Consider the following 19895-nt stretch of genomic DNA (forward strand, 5'->3'; position numbering starts at 1 on the left):
CTCGTAAATTTGCAGCTTCTAAACGATTGGTATAGCGAATAGAAAGATATTGAACACCTCTATCGGAATGATGAATCACATTCTTTGGCATGCCTCGATCGTGCAATGCTTGCTCAAGTGCATCGAGTATCATATCTGTATTCATACGTGTTGATACTTTCCATCCAACAATTGCTCGTGAGAAGACATCAATAATAAAGGCGATATAGACCCAACCTGAATTGGTTTGAATATACGTGAAGTCATCGACCTTGGCACTGCTTCGCAAGGGTCAGGATGATCAGCATTAAAATTACGTTTCACTAAATCATCTGTTCTTTTTTGATCATCTCGGTTACGGGTGGTTTGTTTATTCTTACCACGCCAAACACCTTGTATACCTAACTTTTGCATCAATCGAGCAACTGTACAACGTGCGATAACATAGCCTTCACGTTTCAGTTGTTGCCAGACCTTACGCACACCGTATCGACCTGAACTTTCTTTCCAAATTCGCTTAATCTCCTCAGCATGATGCACCTCATGTAAATCTCGTTTCGCTCGATGTTCTGGATTTACTGTGAGATCTAAAGTCCGGTAATAGGTTGAAGCAGCGATCGGTAAAATCCTACAAATCGCATCAACACCATATAACGCCTTATTGTTATGGATGAAATCCACCATTATTTGTGTGGGCGGTCGAGCTCCGCCTGGGCGAAAAAATATGAATGATTTTTTTCTAGAAACGAATCGGAGCATCAAAATCAATGACATTGAAGTTCGTCAGATACAGATGAAAGACTTCGATACTTGGGCAATCCCTGCTGAGCCGTTAAAGAACTTCATTAAAGACCAAAATCATTCAAATGAAATTTTGAGAGGGTTATTCAAAGCTCATAGTGTACAGGTCATTTCGACCATGGCATGTGTTACTGATCTGAACAATGAATCACTGGTAGAATTTGCTGCTGATAAACAGGGATTTAAAGAGCTACTTAGTGAAGTCATGAAAATGAATTACGGTACATTTCAAAACTACGTTATCGCTTGAACTGAGGATAAGAAAGCTTGTTTGAATCGATATATTTCATCCGCAGATTATGCGCGAATGCTAAGAAATCTGTAGTTCGAATATTAACCAAAAAGAAGATCATTTTTTGATTTATGCGAGAGATCTATTCTATTTTTATATTTATAAGGCTAAACTTGCCTTCAATTTAATACTGGTATGTACCACTTAATTTTAAGGCGTGTCTTCAATATTAAATGTATTTAAAAATACTGTTTGCATGTTCGCCTAAACGATGATTTTCCATTATTAGATAATGATCTAGCTCAGGAATAGTGATGATGACCATAATTACCAATGATTTAGGTCATGGTATGGGCAATGCCTGGGAAAATAAAGACTGGGCACATATTTCTGATCCAGAATTACAAAGCCTGCAGCAGCACTATTCCTGTTTACAAGGTCATTTTGAGATTTTGTGGTATAGTCCCCGGCCATTTTCATCTGCGGCTCTGGTCAAGGTGGAGCAGGATTTTGTGATCAGGGATGAAGCAGTCGCGCATCAGTATTTGATTAAGCGCAGCCATTGTTCCTTTCGTCGTGCCCGCGATATTTTACAGGAGCATGCTGTTCTTCAGCATTTAGCTAGCAAAGAAATTCCTGTTGCAGCCTTGATTAGCTCAAATCAAGGTCTGACTGCTTTAGAGCTAGGTGACTGGACCTATGAAGTCTATGCAAAAGCAGTCGGCTTAGATCTGTATGCAGATCAGCAATCCTGGAAACCTTTTTTCTATGCTGAACATGCTGCGAAAGCGGGGCAATTACTGGCAAGGTTACATATGGCGATGCAGGATTTTCCCGAACAGCAGGGCAGATCAGCATCTTATTTGGTTTCCAATCAGCAGCTTTTAGACAGTGAAAATATCATTACAGCCATTCAACGGCGCATTGCAAACAGTTCAGAATTAAGCCGTTATTTTGCCGATAAAAATTTAGATCCTTACTTTTTAGATCGAATCTTACAGGTTCACCAGCGTATTCAGCCTGTATTGCAACAGGCAAGCAAAATTTGGACCCATAACGATTTACACGCTTCTAATCTATTCTGGTCAGCGCCGGATGCCAAAGCTGAAATTACTGCCGTAATTGATTTTGGTTTATCTGACCGAAACTCTGCACTTTATGATCTGGCTGTGACGATTGAACGTAATTTCATTGATTGGTTGGAATTAGAGCAGAGCCCACATATTCAGATTGATGAAGCTGGTTTAACTGCCTTTCTACATGCTTATTTTTCTGAAGTACATCCACAAGAAGATTTTAGTATTTTGCCAGAACTACTGAAAATCGTGCATTTGGATTTCGCTTTTTCAGAGCTGGAGTATTTTGTTGGGATTACTCAAAACCAGCAACATGCAGATGCTGCTTATTACGACTGGATTATCGGTCATGTGGACTGGTTCTTTGGCGAACAAGGTCAACAATTTACCCAGACCTTAACCCGGCTCATTCAAGATGAATTGCAATCTTCTCAATGCTCTCTCTAAACCCAGCATCATCACCCACTTCACAGACATAAGGTTTCGTATGAACACTCGTCAACTCAAACAGAATGTATTAATCCGATCTTTAAATATGATCATTCTGTCGCAGCTGTGTTTAGTCCCGCTGACTTATGCTGAAGACGATGTTCAAAAGCTTGACACGATTGTTATCACAGCCGATCAAAGCATTCCTTACTCGAGTACCAAAGTGAATATTGAAGGTTTTGGTACGGAGAATTTGCAAAAAATACCTGCATCAGTTTCTATCTTGACTGCCGATCTCATTGCTGAACAACATGCTCGTGTGCTGAGCGATGTGGTAAAAAATGATGCAGCCATCGGTGAGGGCTATGCTGCAATTGGCTATTATCCAAACTTTGTCTCGCGTGGCTTTGCACTCGATTTGGCGTCAAGCTACCTCATTAATGGCAATGTGATTCGTGGTGAACAAAATGTTGCACTTGAAAACAAAGAACGTGTGGAAATTTTAAAAGGCATTTCCGCGATTCAAAGTGGTATGTCGACCCCGGGTGGTGTGGTCAATTATGTCACCAAGCGACCTAAAGATATCCAGGCCCTGACATTCTCTGCTGATCAACATGGACAGTTTTCAGTGGCAACTGATCTAGGTGGTTTTTGGGGTGATGAGCAACAATTCGGATATCGCATCAATCTGGTGAATGAACAGATGGATTCTTATGTCGATCATGTGGAGGGTGAACGCTATTTAGCGGCATTGGCATTGGATTGGAAGATATCAGCGCAATCCAAAGTAGAACTTGATCTTGAAGCACAGCGTTCCGAACAAAAATCAGTGCCAGGTTATCAATTACTCGATGGCAAAGTCCCAGAAAATGTGAAATGGGATCGATTGCTGGGTTATCAGACTTGGGGCAAACCGGTCACGATCGATAGTCTGAATAGCAGTTTAAAATATAGCTATGCTTTGAATAGTGACTGGAACCTGGGACTCGTTGCAGCACACAGTAAATCCAGAGTTGATGACTATTCAAGCTTTGCTTATGGTTATTATCGGGAAGGCTGTCTGGAAGAGTATTCCTGTAACACGTTTGGTAAAGCTGGCGAGTATGATATTTATGATTTTCGTAATCCGGATGACACCTTTAAAACCAATCAATTTAAAGTCAAATTGGATGGGGTGATTGATACCAATTGGGTACAACATCACCTTAACTTTGATTTGACTTACACCGATAAATCTAGAAATCGTTACAACGGTATAAACCAGTACATAAATTCAGAAGACTATGTTGGTAATATTTACCAAGATACCTACGACAGGATCCCAGAAGAAGGAAATCTAGGTCCTTATTTTAAAGCTTTAGACAGTAAACAAACTGCATTGACGTTTCTTGATCGTATTGAATGGAATGAACATTGGACCACTTTGATTGGCGGAAAATGGATCGAGCTGGATGAACAAGCATATGATGCAGATCGGGTAAAAGTCCGCGATACTGATTTAGGCAAATTTTTACCGCAATTTGCGATCAGCTATAGCCCCTTGGAATCGACTACCGTCTATGCCTCGTATGCTAAAGGCCTGTCAGATGGAAAAACAGCGCCTTGGTTTGCAGAGAATGCGGCTGAAACTCTAGCACCGATCTATTCAGAGCAATATGAAATTGGTTTCAAACAACAGATCCATGATTTCCTGTTGACTGCAGCCGTTTTTGATTTACGTCAGGACAATCAATATAGCAAGCCGATTTCAGGACTTCGCTATTTTATTGCGGAAGGCGAACAGCATAGTCAGGGCCTGGAATTAGGACTGAATGGTGCATTAACCGACCATCTGGCCTTAACTTCATCTTTAGCCTTGACCAAAGCCCGTTTAGAAAATGTGGAAGCGGTTGAATATGGTAATCATCAGGCGCAAAACGTGCCAAAAGCTCGTTTCGCAACACATCTTCGCTATAACGTACCGAGCATTGCAGGTTTCACTATTCTGGCAGGTGGTCAATACAGTTCCAGCAAATATGCCAACAAAGAGGGTGCTGCGAAAGTTGCAGGTTATAGTGTGGTTGATTTAGGCGCTGCTTATCAATTTAAGCTAAATACGACCGATGCATTGCTGCGCTTGAATATTAATAATCTGTTCAACAAGAAATACTGGCGTGATGCAGGTGAATTTTTGGGTGATGATTATTTATTCTTGGGTTCGCCGCGTACAGCAACCTTGTCATTCAATCTGAACTTCTAAATTGGCTGCTTAATCAGGTTATATTGCTATGGAAAATATAGAAATTGCAGCGTTCATTTTAAACGTTTTAGGTGTCTGGCTGACCTCCAAACAATATAAAGTCTGCTGGTTGGTGAATATTGTCGCTGTATTTTTATATATGATTATTTTTTATCGTGTCAATTTATTTGCAGACGCAGCATTACAAGCCGTATTTATCTTGATGCAACTGTATGGCTGGTATAGCTGGTCGAAGAAAAATCATGACCAGGCTATCACCGTGCAGATTGGCTATTTGAATAAAAAAATCTGGGTATATAGCCTGATTGTGGGTATTGTCGCCGGTCTGGTGATTGGCGCCTTATTTGCTCATTTCACCACAGCATCACTCCCTTGGTTGGATTCCATGTTGGCCTCTTTTAGCTTGGTGGCAAGTTATTGGGCGGCAAAAAAATATATTGAAAGCTGGGGCTTGTGGTGTGTTCTAGATGTGATTTATGTCGGTATGTACACCCATAAATCATTGTATTTAACAGCCGTACTCTATTTTCTCTTTATTCTTCTTGCACTAAATGGCTGGAGGATGTGGCGAAATCTTTATAGAGTGAAATTATCTTGAAATGACACTATTGCAAATAGAAATTTGAGGTGATGCTCTTTCCTTTAAAAAAAGTGTTTATAGACTAAAAACTTTATTTGAATTGGTCGCAGCTTGAAGATGTTGCTGATATTTTGTGAAAGCTAGCTACCATACATTCAAAGCGAACCGAAGTTCGCTTTTATTTCACTTCTTAAAAGAACCCGGCTGGTTTGGTCGAATAGCTGACTAGCAAGTTTTTAGTCTGCTGATAATGATCCAGCATCATTCTGTGATTCTCACGCCCAATCCCTGATTTTTTATAACCACCGAAAGCCGCATGGGCAGGGTAGATGTGATAACAGTTGGTCCAGACCCGACCTGCCTGAATAGCACGGCCTGCACGGTAAGAGGTATGCGCTGAGCGTGACCAGACACCGGCACCGAGTCCATAAATCGTATCATTGGCGATCTTGATCGCATCATCGAAGTCTTTGAAGGTGGTCACAGCCAGTACAGGCCCGAAGATTTCTTCCTGGAAGGTTTTCATGTCATTGGTGCCTTTAAAGATGGTCGGTTCAATATAGAAACCTTGACCCACTTCATGACGTGCTTCACCACCGGTCAGGATCTGTGCGCCTTCTTCACGGCCAGTGGCAATACAACCCAGAATCTTGTCCTGCTGTTCCTGTGAGGCTTGCGCACCAATCATGGTGTCGGTATCTAACGGATGACCAGTCTTAATCCGTTGCACCCGCTCTACTGCACGCGCCAGAAATTCATCGGCAATACTTTCCTGTACCAAGGCACGGGACGGACAGGTACAGATTTCACCTTGATTCAGGGCAAACATGGCAAAGCCTTCCAGAGCTTTGTCCAGATAATCGTCTTCCTGATCCATAATGTCGGCAAAGAACAAGTTTGGTGATTTACCGCCAAGTTCCAGCGTTACCGGAATAATATTTTCAGTTGCATACTGCATTATCATTTGGCCGACGGCAGTCGAGCCGGTAAAGGCAATCTTGGCAATACGGGGATTGGTCGCCAGTGGACGGCCGACTTCGACCCCGTAGCCATTGACGATGTTCAACACGCCCGGCGGCAAAATGTCCTGAATCAGTTCAGCTAGCACCAGAATACTGACCGGAGTCTGTTCTGCAGGTTTCAGCACAATACAGTTGCCTGCAGCCAAGGCTGGCGCGAGTTTCCAGGCGGCCATCAAAATCGGGAAGTTCCAGGGAATGATTTGTCCGACTACACCAAGCGGTTCATGAAAATGGTAGGCGATAGTATCTTCATCAATTTCGGAAATGCCACCTTCCTGAGCCCGGATACAGCCGGCAAAATAACGGAAATGGTCAATGGCCAGTGGAATATCGGCAGCCAGCGTTTCACGGATCGGTTTTCCATTGTCCCAGGTTTCTGCTACAGCCAACATTTCCAGATTTTGTTCCAGACGGTCGGCAATTTTCAACAGAATATTGGAGCGGGTGGTCGGCGATGCTCTGTTCCATTGTTCTTTGGCTTTGTGCGCTGCATCCAGGGCCAATTCAATGTCTTCTACAGAAGAACGCGGAACTTTGGTAAAGACTTTGCCATCTACCGGAGAGATGTTGTCAAAGTATTCACCTTTGACCGGAGTGACCCATTCGCCACCAATGAAATTATCGTATTGTGCTTTAAAATGAACTTTTGAATCAGGTTGATTAGGATCGACGTAACGCATATGTATTTCCTTTGCTTATTTTCGTGTGACCAAACTGCTTCTACAGCTTTGGTATAAGGTACTTATGTACGCTATTTGATTAACATAACTGGTATAAGGTTGGAGAAAGGTTGGAGTGAAGCAGGTTTACACTCTTTTCGATCCATCTAAAAAATAACGATTACAGCGGATGTAAATCATGAATTGTTGTGAGAATAAGGAATGATGACAAAACAAGATTTGATGCAGAAAAGGCGCGATGCTGATCAGTTTCGGCAAAGCAGCAGTTTGTCTCCCTTGCATGCAGAGCAACTGGAACAAAGTATTGCCAGCTCTTGGCAACGTTCATCTTCGGCCGAAATCCCTAAGAGTCGTTTAGCAGCACCGCTGACAGATGTAAAAAAGACTGCCTCTTCTTCAACTTTAGCCCACGCACTTCGCCATTGTGCACAGGATTTAAAACATATTGCTGAACAGTCATCTATGGTGCTGGCGGTTGGAGATATCGGCAGTACCATCATTTGGGCAGCCTCTAGCCCACAAATGCAAAGTGCTGCAGAAAGTGTACACTTTATTGAAGGAGGGCAATGGCGTGAAGAGCTAGTCGGAACTAATGCACTGGCATTGTCCTTAAAAACTCAACAATCTAGCTGTGTCTTTTCCAGTGAACATTACATGTCCTCGATTCATGATTGGGTTTGTTACGCCGCTCCGATTATTGATCCCTATTCAAAACAGGTTTTAGGTGTCATTGACCTTTCTACCACTTGGCAAAAGCATAATAGTTTGGCACTGTTGGCTGCTGAGCGCTGTGCCACAATCATTCAGTCTGCCTTGCAGGAATGTCAAAAACAGCGCTTATTTATCCGGGCTTTTACAGTGCCACAAGTACTGTTTAATGGTAAAGTTTTAGTACTTACTCCTCGCCAGATTGAAATTCTGACTATTCTAGCCTTATGCCCGCAGGGTCTGAGTCTGGACACCTTGCATCAGGCCTTATATGGTGAACGTAAAGTCAGTATCGGTACTCTAAAAGCAGAAATGTCGCAGCTGCGCGATATATTGGGTGGCATGCTTGGCTCTAGACCTTATCGATTACTGGCGCATGTAGAGGCTGACTTTTTACTGACAGAGCAATCTCTGGATGCTGGATATATTGATTCCGCCTTGAAGTTGTGTACCGGTGTATTTCTGGCCAAAACAGAAAGTCCATTTTTATGTGCTTGGCGCGATTGTCTGGAATCACGTTTAAGTGATGCTATTTTCAAAGCAAATGAAACCGATGTGTTGCTGAAACATGTGGCACATTTCCCTGAAGCTATTGATGCGGTAGAACGCCTGATTGAGCTGATGCCCAAAACCCATCCTGTCCATCAAACCCTGTTAAAATATAAAAATCTTTAAAAGCCGGAGCATCGATCGGTAGAAGGCTAAAACAGCAAAATCCTGGAATATGGAGCATCATCTTTGCTTACTGCGGGTTAGCTTATCAATTTAGCCTGAATCCGATTTTAAAATTTTATCAAATGGAGTGTAAAGTGCTGTCCTTCAGGGCAGAGAGATAAGCGACACGACATGAAATGTCGTTGGATTTTTTTAAAATCAACACCTTTAATTTAACATGAGCTAATATAAGCCCATGAAAACACTTAAATTACGTATAAGAGACAAACATTGCAAGATGCTAGACCAATTAGCATCTGAGGTAAACTTTGTCTGGAATTATGTCAATGATTTAGGGTTTAAACATTTAAAAAGAAAAGGTGAATTTCTATCAGCTTACGATGTAGCGAAATACACAAAAGGCGCATCTAAAGAATGCAACCTACATAGTCAAACCATTCAGGCTGTGACAGAAGAATTAGTAACAAGACGCAAGCAATTCAAAAAAGCAAAGCTAAAATGGCGTGTAAGTAACAAGAAATCAGCAAGGCGCTCTCTTGGTTGGATACCCTTTAAAAAGGTAGCCATCAAATCTGCTGATGGATCTGTTCAATACGGTAAGCACCAATTCAAGCTATGGGACAGCTACGGATTAAGCCAATACCGCATTAAAACAGGCTCATTTTTTGAGGATAGTCGTGGTCGCTGGTATGTCTGCCTGGTGGTGGATTCACCTAAGCAAGCCAAACCAACCGTAACGAAAGCGATTGGTATTGATCTTGGCTTAAAAGATATTGCGACCTGTTCTGATGGTACAGTCATTTCCAATCCCAAGTTCTATCGCAAGTACGAGCAGAAATTAGGAATTGCTCAACGAGCGAGAAATAAAAAGCGTGTTCGTGCATTACACGCCAAAATTGCAAACTGTCGTAAAGACCATTTGCACAAGGCCAGTACCCAACTTGTGAGGGAAAATGCACTGATTATTGTAGGTGACCTGAGTGCTAAAAAGCTTGTAAAAACTAAAATGGCAAAATCGGTTTTAGATACAGGGTTTTCAAAACTTAAAACAATGCTCAAGTATAAATGCGAGAACGCAGGGGTAATGTTTGAGGAAGTCAATGAAGCCTATACTACCCAGATCTGCTCGTGCTGCAAGCAAATATCAAGCAGTAGTCCGCAAGGTAGGGTTGATCTTAGAATAAGAGAATGGACATGCCAGAGTTGCGGTACAGTCTGGCAGCGGGATTTAAATTCCGCATTGAACATTCTTGCGCTTGGGCATAAGCGTCTAGCAGTAGGAATCTCCTTCTTTTAAGGGGGAGAGGATGTCAAGAAGGGGGAAGGATCAGCCAAGAGCAGAAAAATGGGTTCTTTCTCTTGGCATACTTCCTTAGAAAGCGAAACAGGGGCTGCTAAAAATGTAAGTCAGATGATTGGAGAGATGACTTACAGGAAGGCATTACATTGCCGCTTTAAAAATATCCACCACTTGAGCATGATTGGCCTTACGTGGGTTGGTCAACATGCAGGCATCTTTTTGTGCATTTTCCGCCATGATGGCCAAGTCAGCTTCTTTTACATTCAATTCCGTCAGCCCAGATGGAATACCAATTGAAGCCGAAAGCTGACGAATGGCGCCAATCGCTTCATAAGCTGCTTCAGTTACGGTTAAGCCTTCTGTATTCACCCCCATCAATTGCGCAATTTTGGCATAACGTTCAGGACAAGCAATCAGGTTAAATTCACAAACATGGGGGAGCAGAATTGCATTACAAACACCATGCGGCAAGTTGTAGAAGCCTCCGAGCTGATGTGCCATCGCATGCACATATCCTAAAGAGGCGTTGTTAAAGGCCATTCCGGCAAGATATTGGGCATAGCTCATGGCATCCCGTGCTTCCAGATTATCCCCATTCGCCACTGCCGGGCTAAGCCATTCGCTGATCATGGTAATCGCCTTTTCTGCACAGGCATCAGTGATTGGATTTGCTGCTGTAGACACATAGGCTTCTACTGCATGCGTCAAGGCATCCATACCTGTTGCCGCAGTCAGCCCTGCAGGTTTGGCCAACATAAGTTTAGGGTCATCAATCGCAATGAGTGGTGTACAACGCCAATCTACAATCGCCATTTTCACATGGGTATCGGTATTGGTAATAATACAGAAACGTGTCATCTCCGAAGCTGTCCCTGCCGTAGTATTGATTGCAATCAGTGGTGTCATCGGGACGGTACTTTTATCAATCCCTTCATAATCACGGATATGTCCGCCACCTGCAGTGACTAGGCCAATGCCTTTGGCACAGTCATGTGATGAACCCCCACCTAACGATACAATAAAATCACAGGCATTTTCATTATAAGCTGTAACTCCATGATGCACGTTAATATCAGTTGGATTGGGTTCCGCGCCTGGGAAAATATAACTGTCAACACCCGCCTCTTTCAAATAATTTGCAATCTCATCTGCAACACCAAATTTAAACAGCCCCGCATCAGTTACAATCAGCGCTTTCTTGGCACCTAAATTTTGTGCTTTTATCCCGATTTCTTTAGCACAGCCGGGACCAAAAAGTGAAACACAGGGAATATAAAAACCGTTAGTTTGATCTGAAATATTTTTAAAAGCCATGGCGTGATTCCTTCTACCATTCATTGATTATTTTATCGGTGACCCTCACCGTAATATGAGTATTGGATGAAGTTAAAAAGAATCCTACCTACCAAATACCTACCAATTTAAATTTTTGATTCTAGCCAAAATAATGAATCTGAAATATTTAAAAGTAGGTTGGCAAGGTTTAGCAGATACTGGGTAGATTGGTTCAATAAAGGGCATGTAAGTAGCGCACTAGGCTGTTTGCTACTTTCTGATTTTAAATAAATACTAAAATGCTTTATTCATTTTTAAGATAAAGATAAACAGTACAGGGCTTAGAAATACCCATAGAGCCACAAAGCTGATACTGGAGCTAAACCGGGTCCGTAATAAAACCATTGCGACGAATAAGAAAATACCTGCTGCGAATTTAGTGTACGTAGGAAAATTCGCTAAAAAAGCGTACCGAGATTTTCGGGTTTTTAGGATCTGCTTTGCACTTACCGCATAAAACCCAAAACAGCTCAGCCAAAGCAGACCGATCACTGCAATCCATATCATGTTGATGATTCCTGTTGCGTAACTTTTAGTTTGGCGTGAATTTTATTGACCGCCTTTTGCTGAATAGGGGTAATTTTCTGGTGTAACAATAGGGCGAGAAGTGCTAAGGTTCATAACCTTAGCTCAACACGCAAAAAAGGCCAATAAGTCGCAAAAGAATCAACATATTACTGGGAAACTAAATAATAAATATCAATCAGGGGAAGGGCTTTGTTGCACAAAGGTTTGAAAGACAATGCTGCCCTAATTGAGCTAAATTCAAGTGACAACTTGGGTATTAGGGCGATCTAATTCTGTGAATTTATTCAAAACTGCTACACGTGCATGAATCTCATCCACCTGACTAGCAAAACTCCTTGCTGTTAATTTATCGCCTAATAATTTGATGCAATGCATTTTGGTTTCCACTAAACTTCGATGATGATAACCAGACCATTTTTTCCAAAGTGACCGACCTAGCCGTTTGACTGATTTTAATAATTCATTCCTCTCTAAAGATCTCAATTTCTTATCTTTCCAAGGCTTCGCATTCTTTCTCGGCGGAATGACAGCATGGGCTTGCCTATCCGAAATCACCTGCCGACATTTCTTGGTATCATAAGCACCATCGGTATATACGGAGTCAATCTGTTCATCTTGTGGGATTTGCTTAAGCAAATCATCAAGCACTTGTGAATCACTCACACTGTTTGTTGTGAGCTGAACTGCTCGTATTTGAAAGGGTCTTAGCATCTATATCAATATGAAGTTTACGCCATTGGCGACGATATTCGGGCTGATGTTTCTTATGCTTCCATTCGCCTTCACCTAAAAATTTTAACCCTGTAGAGTCGACGAGTAGGTGTAACCCATCACGACTTTTCTGATAGCTTATCGCAATATCAATATGCTTTTGTCGTTTACAGAGGGTGGAGTACGAATATCACTGATATTCGGGGCTGCTCAGCCACAGAGTTTAATCAGGCTTTGAGCAAAGCCAATGACCATACGCAAAGAAAGACGGAATAGGGATTTGATCATTAAACAGCATTGAATCGCTGTATCGGAATAAGTTTGATTTCGTCCATGCTTGCCTTGTGGCTGTGCATACTATTGTGTCTTGGGATCAAACCAGATTGAAATATTTCCTCGCTTGATTAAAGCTTGGTTATACGAGGACCAATTGGTTGTACGGTAGATTTTAGGTGCAGGCTTCTTCATCTGGAAATTATATTGCTGAAGAAGCCTTCAAGAATAGCTTTGTGCAACAAAGCCTATTGGAGACGACAATATTGATAATCAGAGGCAGGCTGAAGAATATTAGTTAATGATTTTCGTTGTGACTTATCTTCAGCATTTACAGCCATAAAGGAAAGTGAACTTAACAATAATGTAGCTAATAAAACTAATTCCTTTTTTAACATTTAGTATATTTTTTATACTGAAATTTTTTACTAAACAAGAATCTAAGTGTTTAGTCCCGATGCATGAATTAGCTCTACACGCTTTACATGTGACACTGATGAAAGGCCAAGGTACACAATATTTATGGATTGATTCAACAACTCTGCCAGTTTGTAAAACTCAACGTATTCAGCATCATAAATCATTAGTCCAAATTGCATCACGAGGTAGAAGCTCAATGGGCTGATTTTATGGCTGTAAATTACATATTGCGATGAATCAATTTGGTGAAATTGCCTGTTCTGCTTTATCGAATGAACATGTTGCTGACATAAAAATGGTTGAGCAATTGGTTGCTGGTGTAGAAGCAAAACTTTACGGGGATCGAGGTTACATCAACCAAGAATTAAAAATCAGATTGAAATATCAAGTTATTGATTTAATTATTTATCATCGAAAGAATATGCAGGCTATTCAACTTTGTGCATCAGATGAATATCACCTAAGACAGCACAATAAGATAGAAACATTATTCAGTTTATTGAAGGGGCAATATAATTTAGTGACGAGTAAAGCACGTAGTCTTCATGGGTTTCTGAGTGGAATTTACGCCTCACTATGTGCATATCAACTCACTCATCAAAATAAGCCAACAATTCAAATTAAGGAATCATCGGCTTAAGCAGGATTCGAGTTAAATAAGCTTTCAAAATAGCTTGATAAACTAAAGCTATTTTGAGCAGGCAATGAATATGAAAGAAAACGCTAAAGAAAAATAAAAAAAACAGCGTATGATTTACTCAATGGAATTTTAGATGATGCAGACAAGATGATCCGTAATGATTGGTCACGTGCCGAAATACAAGAAATTTATGACTTGCCTTTAATGGATTTACTGTTTCAGGCACAGCAAATTCATCGCCAAAACTTTGAACCGAATACTGTTCAGGTCAGTACTCTGCTTTCAATTAAAACGGGCCGTTGTCCGGAAGATTGTAAATACTGTTCGCAATCTGCACATTATGATACTGATCTGGAAATTGAAAAACGCGTAGAAGTACAAAAGGCGATTGCTGAAGCCAAACAGGCCAAAGCTTCCGGTTCGACCCGTTTTTGCATGGGCGCAGCATGGCGTAACCCGCATGAACGCGATATGCCGTATGTGCTGGAATTGGTGCAGGAAGTCAAGAAACTGGGCATGGAAACCTGTATGACCCTAGGGATGCTGAATGCCTCACAAGCGGAACGTCTGAAAGATGCAGGGCTAGATTATTACAACCACAACCTTGATACCTCACGTGAATATTATGCCAATGTCATCAGTACACGTAGCTTTGATGACCGCTTAAATACGCTTGATCATGTGCGTAATGCCGGAATTAATGTCTGTAGTGGCGGTATTGTCGGCTTGGGCGAAGGCGTACAAGACCGAGTCGGTTTGTTATTTGAACTAGCGACTATGCCGATTCACCCGGGTTCGGTGCCCATAAATATGCTGGTTCCTATTGAAGGCACACCACTAGCCGATGTTGAAAAACTGGATGTGATTGACTGGATTCGTACTATTGCGGTAGCACGGATTATTATGCCGAAGAGTTATATCCGCTTGTCGGCAGGTCGTGAATCTCTCTCTGACTCTGATCAGGCACTGGCATTTATGGCTGGAGCTAACTCATTATTTTCAGGTGATAAATTGCTTACTGCCCCGAACAGTGGTGAAGGTAAAGACAAAGCCTTGTTTGCTAAATTAGGCTTAAAAGCTGAAGCTGCCAAGAAAACAGCTAAAGAATTGGCTGTAGATGCGATGCAACCTGCTTAATTAATCGTGTAACAAACAGGGATCATTTCAACTTGAATTGGTCCCTTTTTATTGGAGCAGACAAAATGAAGATACTGATGATTACGGGTTGGGGGCTAGGAACAGCGGTCTTAACCCCGTTTGTAGAACAGTTACGGCAACAGTATCAAGTTGAAGTATGGGATATTTTTGATCCTAACGTGGAAAGTATTTTGGCCGAAAAAGTTAGGCAGGCGAGTTCTTTTGATGTCTTGATGGGATGGTCTTTAGGGGGACAATTGGCCATATATTTGGCCAATGAAATCTTTCAGCAGACACGAGTAGCAAAGCCTGTCATTGCCTGTATGTCTAATCCTTGTTTTGTTGCCAATAAAGATTGGCAACAAGCAATGCCTGAAACTGATCTTGAACAGTTTCTCCAGGCCGCCCGACTAGACATGTTAACGACATTGAAACGTTTTAGTCATCTCGTCTGTATGGGGGCGAAGGATGCACGGCAACGGGTAAAATATTTACAATCCCAACTGTCTTTAATTGATTTAAATCATCAAGAAAAGCATCTTTATCTTTTGAAGCAATTAGATTTGGTAAAGATCTTAAAAACCTGTTCAACGAAGATACTGTTTATATTTTCGAACCAAGATTCACTAGTTCCTTGCCAAGTTTCCATAGAACCTGTCTTTTATCAACAAAGTTTAATCAAAGTCAAAGAAATCCAGGCCGCACATGATGCTATCCTGTTCGATACAGAATTGGTGCTAACACCTATTCTGGATTTTCTGGATGATTTATCAGTTGCTTCAGCAAGATAGGGAGTTCAGTCATTTGCATTTTCAACTGAGCAGGCTAAGATCGATATTTCCACAATTTTTCAGGATGAATTTTGTGTTTGACGCTTTTGATCAAGAGCATATTTGGCATCCCTATACCTCAATGACTGCACCCTTGCCCTGTTATCCGGTCGCTAGCGCCAGCGGCGCCCAGATCTATCTGGAAGATGGCAGGGCGCTGATTGATGGTATGTCCTCCTGGTGGTGTACGATTCATGGCTACAGTCATCCTGAGCTGAATCAGGCCGCCATTGAGCAGCTGAATAAGATGTCACATGTGATGTTTGGTGGATTGACCCATCAGCCTGCCATTGAACTTGCGAAAACCCTGCTGGAGATTACGGCATCTGAGCTTGATAAAGTCTTTTTTGCTGATTCCGGTTCGGTTGCTGTAGAAGTTGCCTTGAAAATGGCGGTGCAATATTGGCATGCCCAAGGTCAACCGGAAAAAAGTAATTTTGTCACGACACGTTCGGGCTACCATGGTGATACATGGAACGCGATGTCAGTTTGCGATCCCGTCACGGGTATGCATCAAATCTTCGGTTCAAGCCTGCCTAATCGATATTTTGTTCCTGCACCTGAAAGTCGCTTCAATGGCGAATGGCAGGAGCAGGATATCCAGCCACTGAAACAGTTAATGGCAGAAAAGCATGAGCAGATTGCAGCCATGATTATTGAGCCGATTGTTCAGGGTGCGGGAGGGATGCGTTTTTATCATCCTGAATACTTACGCCAAGCCAAAGCTTTGTGTAAGCAATACGATATACTCCTGATTCTGGATGAGATTGCGACAGGTTTTGGACGCACTGGTAAGCTATTTGCCTATGAGCATGCCGATATCATCCCTGACATACTTTGTTTAGGTAAAGCCCTGACCGGTGGCTATATGACTTTGTCTGCTACGCTCACCACCAGGCAGGTTGCAGAGACCATTTCTCGGGGGGAAGCGGGCGTTTTTATGCACGGCCCGACCTTTATGGCCAATCCGTTGGCGTGTGCAGTTGCAGTAAAAAGTATCCAGCTTTTACTGGCACAGGACTGGCAAGCCAATATCCAGCGTATTGAACAGCAATTAAGTACTTTGTATGTTTTAGATGGGCATCCTGTAGTCAAAGATGTGCGGGTGCTTGGGGCAATTGGCGTGGTTGAGCTGCATCAGGCAGTGAATCTAGCTGAATTCCAGGCAGAATGTGTTCGTCGTGGTGTATGGATTCGTCCATTTGGCAGAATGGTGTATGTCATGCCACCTTTTATTATTTCTACAGCCGAATTGCAGACATTGCTGGAACATATGATCGCTATGATTCAGCACCTGGAGCTTGCAGCATGAATCACCTCGAACATTTTGCACAGCAACTTGATGTATTAAAGCAACAAGGGCAATACCGCGAGTTTAAATCCAACATTACCAGTGCTGCCTATTTTGAACTCAACGGCAAAACCATGTTGAATCTGGCATCGAATGATTATCTGGGTCTTGCCAGCCAAGTGGATTTACGGGAAGCATTTTTTGACATGACTCCTGTTTCTGAACGGCAGATGAGTGCCAGTTCCTCCCGATTGCTGACTGGAAATTTTCCCGCTTATGAACAGCTTGAACATAACATGTCGCAAGCCTTTGGCCGTGTGGTACTGCTGTTTAATAGCGGCTATCATATGAATATCGGGATTTTACCTGTGCTTGCAGACAGTAAAACCCAAATCATTGCTGATAAACTGGTTCATGCCAGTATGATTGATGGTATCCGTTTATCTAAAGCGAATTATGTGCGATATCGGCATAATGATTTAGATCACTTGGCACAACTTTTATTGAAATATCATTCAGATGAGTCGATTGAACGTATCATTGTCGTCACAGAATCCATTTTTAGTATGGATGGGGATGAAACCGATTTAACTGCTTTGGTGGCGCTAAAAAAACAGCATCCTAAAGTCATGCTGTATGTTGATGAAGCGCATGCGGTAGGCGTACGCGGTTTACGTGGACTGGGCTGTGCCGAGCAATATAATGTGATAGAGGATATCGACTTCCTGGTAGGTACCTTTGGTAAAGCGCTTGCTTCGGTTGGTGGCTATTTGGTCTGCGAACCGATAATCCGGGAATATTTGATTAATTCAATGCGCCCGCTCATTTTCAGTACGGCCCAACCTCCCATCTGTATGGCTTGGACAAATTTTATCTTTCAGTATCAACAGGGCTTACAGGCAGAACGTCAATCGTTAACTGCATTATCACAATACAGTCAGCAGGCAGTAAAAAATCTGGGTTATGACTGTCCGTCAAGTTCCCAGATTATTCCGGTCATTATTGGAGATACGCATCAGACCGTAGCTTCAGCAGCCTATTTGCAAGATTATGGTTTTTATGTATTGCCTGTACGTCCACCCACTGTTCCCAAAAACTCGTCACGACTGCGGATATGTTTGCATCACGGAATAAAGAATCAGGAAATTCAGCACTGTTTTAGTGTACTGGAGCAGTATCAGCCATGAACAACACACTGATTGCACAACGATTTGCTCAGGCTCAGCACAGTTATGATCAGCATGCCGTAGCACAGCACCATGTCGCTCAACATTTACTTCATTTAATGCAACAGTCTATTCCCCAACCACATATGCAACGTGCGCTAGAAATTGGTTGTGGTTCAGGTCTGTTTAGCCATGCTTTTTTACAGCATTATGGGGTTGATCAGTTGTTTTTAAATGATCTTTATCCTGAAGTGAAACAGCATTTTCCTGAAACTGAGCAATTCATCTGGGGTATAGGCGATATCGAACAGTTGCCATTACCGCAGTCTTTAGACTTGGTGGTGTCCTGTTCAGCCTTGCAGTGGATTCAGGAGCTACCAGCCTTAATCCGAAAAGTGGCCAATGCCTTGAACCCATCAGGATACTTCTGTTTTGCCAGTTATGCAGAAGACAATTTAAAAGAAATTAAAGCATTAACAGGACAGGGTCTGGATTATTTACCACTGGAAACTGTAGCAAATATCTTGCAGGCACAGGGCTTTGAACTGCTGATGGCAAATGAAGAACGGATCCAACTCAACTTTGCCCAGCCTAGAGATGTGTTAAAACACATGAAATCTACCGGTGTGCAGGCAACGGCTCAGGGTTTTCGTTGGAGCAAAAGCTCACTTGCGCAGTTCGAGCACCATTATGCTCAATTCCAGATCCCGGAAACAGAGGGTTATCCTTTGACTTACCATCCCATTTACCTGATTGCACGGAAGGCTCTATGAGTTTGAAAATCTATTTTGTCAGCGGCATTGATACCGCTATTGGTAAGACCTATGCCACCGGTTTTTTAGCCAGAAGCTGGAATGAACAGGGGATTCGAACCATTACCCAAAAGCTGATTCAAACTGGCAATGTGGATGTTTCAGAAGATATTGAGCAGCACAGGATGATCATGGGGTGTGGACTGCTGCCTGAAGATCATGACAAGCTGACCATGCCAGAAATTTTTAGCTATCCAGCCTCACCGCATCTGGCATCTGAACTGGATCGGCGTTCAATCGATTTCGAAAAAATTCAGCAGGCAGCCACTATACTGGCCGAGCGTTATGACCGGGTTTTGCTTGAAGGGGCAGGCGGATTAATGGTGCCGCTGACCCGGGACATGCTGACAATCGATTATATTGCAGCGCACGATTATCCTGTCATTCTGGTAACTTCAGGCCGTCTGGGCAGTATTAATCATACTTTACTGAGCCTGGAGCTACTCAAACAGCGTAAAGTCACACTTCATGCTGTGGCATTTAACCATACTGATGACCATCAGGACCAAACGATTGCGATGGATACTATTCAATATTTAAAGGAGTATCTGCCCCAGTATTTTCCAACAGCCGTATGGCTGGATATTCCTAAGCTTTCAGGTCACGCTTAGACACGCCGCACTTGATTTCAATGCGAAGCCCATAGGGCCGTCGGGCATTAAAAGAGAGCAGATAACCATATTGTTTTAACAGGTTAGCGGTTAATGTCAGTCCCAGACCATGGCCGTGCTGCTGAGCAGATTTGCGCCAGAAGCGTTGTCCTAAATGTTGGATATCCTCGGCTGTAAGTTGTTGTTCATTATCTTTAATCACTAGGCAACCAGGATGCAGGGATGGAGCTAAAGACTTCCGGTTGCGCCTTGTTTTCAACCACATATGCGCCAGCCGCCGCGAAAATGATCATGATCAGCAGGATAAAAATAACCGCCTGAAATGAGCCATTTTGCGCTATCTACCAAAAGGCAGACTGATCCTAATCATGATTTCGAACAGGCTAATTCAAAAAAGACAAGATTATTTAGCGGCTGTCG

15 protein-coding genes, 5 pseudogenes and 1 other annotated feature are annotated in these 19895 nt (G+C 42.4%); of the genes and pseudogenes, 13 read left to right on the top strand and 7 right to left on the bottom strand.

Going from position 1 to position 19895, the window contains the following annotated elements; genetic code table 11:
* A pseudogene (locus ACEWB7_RS00005) lies at nucleotides 1-717 on the bottom strand (IS3 family transposase); the annotation flags it as partial.
* Nucleotides 589-705, bottom strand: a sequence feature (AL1L pseudoknot). It overlaps the preceding pseudogene by 117 nt.
* Here ACEWB7_RS00005 and ACEWB7_RS00010 point away from each other — a divergent pair.
* The 4 genes from ACEWB7_RS00010 to pnuC all read left to right on the top strand — a co-directional run bounded on the left by ACEWB7_RS00010 (nucleotide 704) and on the right by pnuC (nucleotide 5354).
* Nucleotides 704-1030, top strand: a complete 327-nt coding sequence (locus ACEWB7_RS00010; RefSeq protein ID WP_004779940.1) for a hypothetical protein — start codon at nucleotides 704-706, stop codon at nucleotides 1028-1030. The pseudogene ACEWB7_RS00005 and the gene ACEWB7_RS00010 overlap by 14 nt on opposite strands.
* Before the next feature lie 299 nt (nucleotides 1031-1329).
* Entirely contained in the window at nucleotides 1330-2535 is a 1206-nt protein-coding gene (locus ACEWB7_RS00015) for a phosphotransferase enzyme family protein (protein WP_159123516.1), read from the top strand.
* A gap of 40 nt (nucleotides 2536-2575) precedes the next feature.
* Nucleotides 2576-4756, top strand: a complete 2181-nt coding sequence (locus ACEWB7_RS00020; protein WP_159123514.1) for a TonB-dependent siderophore receptor — start codon at nucleotides 2576-2578, stop codon at nucleotides 4754-4756.
* A gap of 28 nt (nucleotides 4757-4784) precedes the next feature.
* Nucleotides 4785-5354: a nicotinamide riboside transporter PnuC gene (gene pnuC, locus ACEWB7_RS00025; RefSeq protein ID WP_034705460.1), complete on the top strand. Its 570-nt coding sequence runs from the start codon at nucleotides 4785-4787 to the stop codon at nucleotides 5352-5354.
* A gap of 172 nt (nucleotides 5355-5526) precedes the next feature.
* Here pnuC and ACEWB7_RS00030 read toward each other — a convergent pair whose 3' ends face one another.
* On the bottom strand, nucleotides 5527-7038 hold the full coding sequence (locus ACEWB7_RS00030; RefSeq protein ID WP_125278538.1) for an aldehyde dehydrogenase family protein: 1512 nt from the start codon (nucleotides 7036-7038) through the stop codon (nucleotides 5527-5529).
* A gap of 201 nt (nucleotides 7039-7239) precedes the next feature.
* Between ACEWB7_RS00030 and ACEWB7_RS00035 the strand changes: the two genes are divergently transcribed.
* On the top strand, nucleotides 7240-8421 hold the full coding sequence (locus ACEWB7_RS00035) for a helix-turn-helix domain-containing protein (protein WP_159123513.1): 1182 nt from the start codon (nucleotides 7240-7242) through the stop codon (nucleotides 8419-8421).
* Nucleotides 8422-8656: 235 nt separating this feature from the next.
* Nucleotides 8657-9718 (top strand): RNA-guided endonuclease InsQ/TnpB family protein, encoded by a 1062-nt coding sequence (locus tag ACEWB7_RS00040; RefSeq protein ID WP_159123512.1) that lies wholly within the window; start codon nucleotides 8657-8659, stop codon nucleotides 9716-9718.
* Nucleotides 9719-9862: 144 nt separating this feature from the next.
* Here ACEWB7_RS00040 and ACEWB7_RS00045 read toward each other — a convergent pair whose 3' ends face one another.
* The 3 genes and pseudogenes from ACEWB7_RS00045 to ACEWB7_RS00055 form a co-directional block, all read right to left on the bottom strand.
* The gene (locus ACEWB7_RS00045) at nucleotides 9863-11035 is read right to left on the bottom strand and encodes an iron-containing alcohol dehydrogenase (protein WP_159123511.1); all 1173 of its coding nucleotides are present in this window, start codon (nucleotides 11033-11035) and stop codon (nucleotides 9863-9865) included.
* A gap of 255 nt (nucleotides 11036-11290) precedes the next feature.
* A complete protein-coding gene (locus tag ACEWB7_RS00050; protein ID WP_034705466.1) occupies nucleotides 11291-11563 on the bottom strand; it encodes a hypothetical protein in 273 nt (90 codons plus the stop codon).
* Nucleotides 11564-11821: 258 nt separating this feature from the next.
* Nucleotides 11822-12763: pseudogene (locus ACEWB7_RS00055) on the bottom strand (IS5 family transposase).
* Nucleotides 12764-13016: 253 nt separating this feature from the next.
* Here ACEWB7_RS00055 and ACEWB7_RS00060 point away from each other — a divergent pair.
* The 7 genes and pseudogenes from ACEWB7_RS00060 to bioD form a co-directional block, all read left to right on the top strand.
* A pseudogene (locus ACEWB7_RS00060) lies at nucleotides 13017-13628 on the top strand (IS982 family transposase); the annotation flags it as partial.
* Nucleotides 13629-13775: 147 nt separating this feature from the next.
* Nucleotides 13776-14765: a biotin synthase BioB gene (bioB, locus tag ACEWB7_RS00065; protein WP_004812090.1), complete on the top strand. Its 990-nt coding sequence runs from the start codon at nucleotides 13776-13778 to the stop codon at nucleotides 14763-14765.
* A 65-nt stretch (nucleotides 14766-14830) separates the two neighbouring features.
* Nucleotides 14831-15556 (top strand): alpha/beta hydrolase, encoded by a 726-nt coding sequence (locus ACEWB7_RS00070; RefSeq protein ID WP_034705932.1) that lies wholly within the window; start codon nucleotides 14831-14833, stop codon nucleotides 15554-15556.
* Nucleotides 15557-15629: 73 nt separating this feature from the next.
* Complete coding sequence (gene bioA / locus ACEWB7_RS00075) at nucleotides 15630-16907, top strand: adenosylmethionine--8-amino-7-oxononanoate transaminase (protein ID WP_034705935.1); 1278 nt, start codon at nucleotides 15630-15632, stop codon at nucleotides 16905-16907.
* A complete protein-coding gene (locus tag ACEWB7_RS00080; RefSeq protein ID WP_411580306.1) occupies nucleotides 16904-18073 on the top strand; it encodes an 8-amino-7-oxononanoate synthase in 1170 nt (389 codons plus the stop codon). Before bioA ends, ACEWB7_RS00080 begins: the two co-directional genes overlap by 4 nt.
* A complete protein-coding gene (gene bioC / locus ACEWB7_RS00085; RefSeq protein WP_159123509.1) occupies nucleotides 18070-18825 on the top strand; it encodes a malonyl-ACP O-methyltransferase BioC in 756 nt (251 codons plus the stop codon). Before ACEWB7_RS00080 ends, bioC begins: the two co-directional genes overlap by 4 nt.
* A complete protein-coding gene (bioD, locus tag ACEWB7_RS00090) occupies nucleotides 18822-19475 on the top strand; it encodes a dethiobiotin synthase (RefSeq protein WP_034705926.1) in 654 nt (217 codons plus the stop codon). Before bioC ends, bioD begins: the two co-directional genes overlap by 4 nt.
* On the opposite strand, the pseudogene ACEWB7_RS00095 reads toward bioD, so the two are convergent.
* Nucleotides 19453-19692, bottom strand: a pseudogene (locus ACEWB7_RS00095) (ATP-binding protein); the annotation flags it as partial. The gene bioD and the pseudogene ACEWB7_RS00095 overlap by 23 nt on opposite strands.
* A pseudogene (locus ACEWB7_RS00100) lies at nucleotides 19688-19810 on the bottom strand (ion transporter); the annotation flags it as partial. The pseudogenes ACEWB7_RS00095 and ACEWB7_RS00100, both read right to left, overlap by 5 nt.
* Nucleotides 19811-19895 lie beyond the last annotated feature (85 nt).

It is taken from the genome of Acinetobacter sp. NIOH-H-8 (genome assembly GCF_046635365.1).
Classification (GTDB): Bacteria; Pseudomonadota; Gammaproteobacteria; order Pseudomonadales; family Moraxellaceae; genus Acinetobacter.